The organism is Actinomycetota bacterium, from assembly GCA_019347575.1.
GTDB lineage: Bacteria > Actinomycetota > Nitriliruptoria > Nitriliruptorales > Nitriliruptoraceae > JAHWKY01.
The window spans coordinates 1-4,989 of the sequence record JAHWKY010000086.1 but is presented as its reverse complement, the minus strand read 5'-3'; the positions used below and the strand labels follow the sequence as shown (position 1 = coordinate 4,989).

The window sequence follows — 4,989 nt, the reverse complement described above, 5'->3', positions numbered from 1 at the left end:
CATCCGGTGGTTTCCCTTGCACTTCGGAAACCACCGGATGCGCTGGTTTCCGAGAGACAGCCATCGCAACTGGGTGGCCGTCGCAGTGAGGTGGCGACGCGCTGGTGGACATCTTCCGCGAGTCGCTCGCCGGCCACGGCCCCGGTGACCGTGACGACGATGATGGCCCCGACCAGCACGACTCCGATGACGGCGACGGCGACGACGACGACGGCGGTGGCGACGGTGGCGAGGGCGACGGTGGCGAGGGCGACGGTGGCGTGGCCGGGTGCAAGGTCAAGCCGGCTCAGCCGTTGGTGCTCGCGACCACGACGCTGCAGGACCTGATCGGACTCACCCACGGCCCCGGGGAACTGCTCACCACCCTGACCGGGGGACGGATCCGGATCACCAACGCCGCGCTGCGCCGGCTGGTCGACGAGGGCGGGGCCGCGCTGCGCTTGATCGTGACCGAGGACACCGGCCGCGCCGTCGGCGTCGGCCGCAAGACCCGCGTTCCTCCCGGTTGGCTCCGCGAAGCCTCCCTCGCGCTGCACCCCGAGTGTCTCGAGCCCAACTGCAGACGCTCGGCGCGTCAGTGCGATCTGGACCACGCCATCCCCTGGGACCCCGCCGGCTCCGAACGCCCCGCACCCGCGGTGGGTAGCCGCTCAGTCCTCGGCGCAGCTCCCCGGAAACCCACGTCTTCGGTGGTTTCCGTTGCACTTCGGAAACCACCGAGCGACGAGGGTTTCCGAGAAGGGGCGTCGCAACCGAGTGGCCGTCGCGCACGAACCGCGACCCGACGACTCACGCGACCTAACGACCGTCCCCGCAGCGGCAAGGACCCGGGTATCTAGCCCCCTGCCTCATGAGCCCCACCGTGGTGGGGCTCACACCCATGCCCAGGCCTCGTCTTGAGCCCCTACATCGAGCGGTGGTGGGCGCTGAGGAGGGTCATGGCCTCGGCGCGGGTCCGCGGGTCGTCGCGGAAGATGCCGCGGACGGTCGAGGTGACCGTGTCCGCACCCGGCTTGCGCACGCCCCGCATCTCCATGCAGAAGTGGCGCGCCTCGAGGACCACCATCACGCCCCGCGGTTCGAGGACCTCCACGAGGACGTCCGCGATGCGCGTGGTCATCCGCTCCTGGAGGTTGGGGCGCTTGGCGAGCACGTCGACGAGGCGGGCGAGCTTGGACAGGCCGGTGATCTGGCCCTTGTCGTTGGGGATGTACGCGACGTGGGCCCTGCCGACGAACGGCAGCAGGTGGTGCTCGCACATCGAGGCGAACGGGATGTCGCGCTGCATCACCATCTCGTCGTGGCCCTCGTCGAAGACGACGCTCACGATGTCGCGTGGGTCGACGAGCAGCCCGGCGAAGATCTCGTCGAACTCGCGGGCGACGCGGTCGGGCGTGTCGCGCAGTCCCTCGCGGTCGGGGTCCTCGCCGATGGCCTCGAACAGCATGCGGACGGCGGTGCGGATCTTGTCGTGATCGAACACCGCGCGCGCGTTCGCGCCGGTCACGTGGCGGACGAGATCGGCGGAGACGAGCTGCTGGTCGCGCGTCACGACCTCCTCGCGCGTCACGGCTTCGTCGCGCGCCACCTCATCGCGTCGGGTCACGTCTTCTTCGAACGTGACCGGGTGGTGGACTTCTTACGCGTGCCCTTGGCGCCGTTCCCGCTGGTGGTGCCGTTGGTGCTGGTGTCGCCGTTGCGTCGCAGCGACTTGAGGATGGCGCTGGCGGACTTGCCGTGTGGAGCCGTGATGGCGCGGCTGGGGCGCTGCTTGATGGCCTCGAAGATCTTGCCGAGTTCCTTGCCGTCGACGGTCTCGATCTCGAGGAGGCGGTTAGCGAGGCTCTCGAGCACCTCGTCGTTCTCGACGAGGACCTCGAGGGCCTCGTCGTGTGCCTCGTCGATCAGGCCACGGATCTCGAGGTCGATCTGGAACGCGACCTCGCTGGAGTAGTCGGCGGTGTGGCCGAAGTCGCGGCCGAGGAACGGCTGCGAGTCCTTCTGACCGAGCACCATCGGACCGAGCTTCTCGCTCATGCCGTACTGGGTGACCATCTCCTTGGCGGTCGCCGTGGCCCGCTGGATGTCGTCGCCCGCACCGGTCGTGATGTCGCCGACCTTGATCTCCTCCGCGACGCGGCCACCGAGCATCACGGCGAGCCGGTCGATCAGCTCGCCCCGGGCGACGAGGTACTTGTCCTCGGTGGGCAGCTGCATCGTGAAGCCGAGCGCGCGGCCACGGGGGATGATCGAGATCTTGTGCACCGGGTCGGCGTTGGGAAGGGCGTGCCCCACGATGGCGTGCCCAGCCTCGTGGTAGGCGACGATCTTCTTCTCCTTCTCGTTCATCAGCCGCGTCTTGCGCTCCGGACCGGCGATCACGCGCTCGATGGCCTCCTCGAGCTCGAGCATGGTGATCTCCTTCTTGCCGAAGCGCGCCGAGAGCAGCGCCGCCTCGTTCACCATGTTCGCGAGGTCCGCCCCGGTGAAGCCGGGGGTCTGACGGGCCAGGACGTTGAGGTCGATCTCGCCTGACAGCGGCTTGCCGCGCGTGTGGACCTGCAGGATCGCCTCGCGTCCGACGAGATCGGGCCGGTCGACGACGATCTGGCGGTCGAAGCGGCCGGGGCGCAGCAGGGCGGGATCGAGGATGTCGGGGCGGTTGGTCGCCGCGATCAGGATGACGCCGACGCGCGCGTCGAAGCCGTCCATCTCGACCAGCAGCTGGTTGAGGGTCTGCTCGCGCTCGTCGTGCCCACCGCCGAGACCGGCGCCCCGGTGACGCCCGACCGCGTCGATCTCGTCAACGAAGATGATCGCCGGGGCGTTCGCCTTCGCCTGCTCGAAGAGATCGCGAACTCGCGATGCGCCCACACCGACGAACATCTCGACGAAGTCAGAGCCGGAGATCGAGAAGAAGGGCACGCCGGCCTCGCCGGCGACGGCACGGGCGAGGAGGGTCTTGCCGGTACCGGGCGGGCCGTAGAGGAGCACGCCCTTGGGGATCTTGGCACCCATCGCCTGGAACTTGGACGGGTTCTCGAGGAACTCCTTGATCTCGCGCAGCTCCTCGATCGCCTCGTCGACCCCGGCGACATCGGTGAAGGTGACCTTGGGTGAGTCCTTGTTGACCAGCTTCGCCTTGGCCTTGCCGAACTGCATGACGCGGCCGCCGCCACCCTGCATCTGCTGCATGAGGAAGAAGAACAGCAGGAAGATCAGCGCGAACGGCAGCATCTGGAACAGGAAGTTCAGCAGCGCTGATCCCTGCTCGGGGTCAGAGGTCTGTGGCAGGGTCCCGTCGGCGATCAGTGGGGCGAGGATCTCGTCGTGGATCTCGGGAGTGATCGCCGTGGTGAAGGGCTCGGGGTCACCGCCGCTCTCGGCCTTGAGCTCGCCTGTCACGGCGTTGCTGCGGTTGCCGATGGTCATCTCGGCGACGTTGCCCGCCCGTGCCTCGTCGAGGAACTCGGTGAACGTGAGGTCCCGGGGCGCCGAGGCACTGCTCACGAGGCTGATCGTCGCGTAGAGCGCGACGAGGAGGACGAGGATCCAGAGGAACGGACCTCGGAACAGACGCTGTGACTTCAACGGACCACCTTCGGCGCGGGGAGGGGATGCTCGGTAGAGGAACGAACACCTCCAGGCCCCCAACGGTTCCCCGGACGACGGATCCCCTCGGGGACGGTCGCGCGGGGCACCCAGGCTACCAGGACCCCGCGACGGCGCTCCGCCGCTCACCCGCGGGCGCCTTCCCGGAAACCCGCGCATCCGGTGGTTCCCGGTGCACTTGGAAACCAGCGCATCCGGTGGTTTCCGGTGCACTTGGGAAACCACCGGATGCGATGGTTTCCGGGAAGGCCGAACGCTACCTGTAGGCCTCTTCTTTGAGCGTCGCGATGAAGGGCAGGTTGCGGTAGCGCTCGGCGTAGTCGAGGCCGTAGCCGACGACGAAGACGTCGGGGACCTCGAAGCCGCGGTACCTGATCTCGACCGGCATGCGCCGGGTGGACGGCTTGGTCAGCAGCGCGAGCACCTCGAGGGTGGCGGGCTTGCGTGCCCGCAGGTTCTTGACGAGGTAGTCCAGCGTCAGCCCGGAGTCGACGATGTCCTCGACGAGCACGACGTGGCGGTCCTCTATGTCGGTGTCGAGGTCCTTGAGGATGCGCACCACCCCGGACGTCCGGGTCGAGCTGCCGTAGCTCGAAACCGCCATGAAGTCGACGCTCGCGGCCACGGTGAGGTGGCGGGCGAGGTCAGCCATGAGCACGAAGGCGCCCTTGAGGACCCCGACGAGCAGCACCTGCTTGCCCTCGTAGGCCTCGTCGAGCTGCTTGGCGATGTCGGCGAGCTTCGCGTCGATCTCGTCGCCCGTGATCAGGACCTCGTCGATGTGCCGCGCCAGTTCCGGGGCGAGCGCGTCGACACCGAACATGGGCAACCTCGAGGGTCCGCGAGTGCGTGAGGCTAGTCGCCGAGGTTCGCGTCCGTCAGCACCGCCAGGTGCAGGTCGGGATCCTCCCGCCCCGCACGTGCAGCCTCGGCGTCGACCGCGATCCCCGGCACCCACAGGATGCGATCACCGATGGCGACGACGGGGACGAGGTCGCGCACGGCACGAGGCACCCCGGCATCGACCAGCAGGTCCTGGAGCTTGCGGGTGCCCGCCTCGGTGCGGAGCCGGTCGCCGGGGGTGCGGGACCGCACGAGCAGACCACCTCCGACGTCGCCGAGCACGACCTGACCCAGCTGGGTGTCCGCGCCTGGAGGCAGCAGCGCGGGATCGATGGGAACCCGGGGCGGGACCCACCGGTCGGCCAGGGGCAGGGGCAGCTGGGCCTGGACGACCGGGCTCCCCGCCTCGCCTTCCGCCGAGGCGACGATCGCCCCGACCGACCACCGTGCCGCGCCCGGTACCGGCAGCGGGACGGGGTCGGGGCGGCGCACATCGGCGGGGGCCGCAGCGAGCCAGCCGCCGCCACACGTGAC

Annotated in this window: 5 protein-coding genes; 1 reads left to right on the top strand and 4 read right to left on the bottom strand. The window is 69.1% G+C overall.

Features of this window, described 5'->3' with window-relative positions; all coding sequences use genetic code 11:
* The first annotated feature begins 104 nt into the window (after window positions 1-104).
* Entirely contained in the window at window positions 105-839 is a 735-nt protein-coding gene (locus KY469_22295) for a hypothetical protein (protein MBW3665824.1), read from the top strand.
* Window positions 840-904: 65 nt separating this feature from the next.
* Here the strand turns inward: KY469_22295 and folE are convergent, their stop codons facing one another.
* The 4 genes from folE to tilS all read right to left on the bottom strand — a co-directional run bounded on the left by folE (window position 905) and on the right by tilS (window position 4,884).
* Window positions 905-1,552 (bottom strand): GTP cyclohydrolase I FolE, encoded by a 648-nt coding sequence (folE, locus tag KY469_22290; protein ID MBW3665823.1) that lies wholly within the window; start codon window positions 1,550-1,552, stop codon window positions 905-907.
* 50 nt (window positions 1,553-1,602) lie between these two features.
* The gene (gene ftsH / locus KY469_22285; protein MBW3665822.1) at window positions 1,603-3,771 is read right to left on the bottom strand and encodes an ATP-dependent zinc metalloprotease FtsH; all 2,169 of its coding nucleotides are present in this window, start codon (window positions 3,769-3,771) and stop codon (window positions 1,603-1,605) included.
* Between the two features lie 97 nt (window positions 3,772-3,868).
* On the bottom strand, window positions 3,869-4,435 hold the full coding sequence (gene hpt, locus KY469_22280; protein ID MBW3665821.1) for a hypoxanthine phosphoribosyltransferase: 567 nt from the start codon (window positions 4,433-4,435) through the stop codon (window positions 3,869-3,871).
* A gap of 32 nt (window positions 4,436-4,467) precedes the next feature.
* A complete protein-coding gene (gene tilS / locus KY469_22275) occupies window positions 4,468-4,884 on the bottom strand; it encodes a tRNA lysidine(34) synthetase TilS (GenBank protein ID MBW3665820.1) in 417 nt (138 codons plus the stop codon).
* Between the last annotated feature and the right edge of the window lie 105 nt (window positions 4,885-4,989).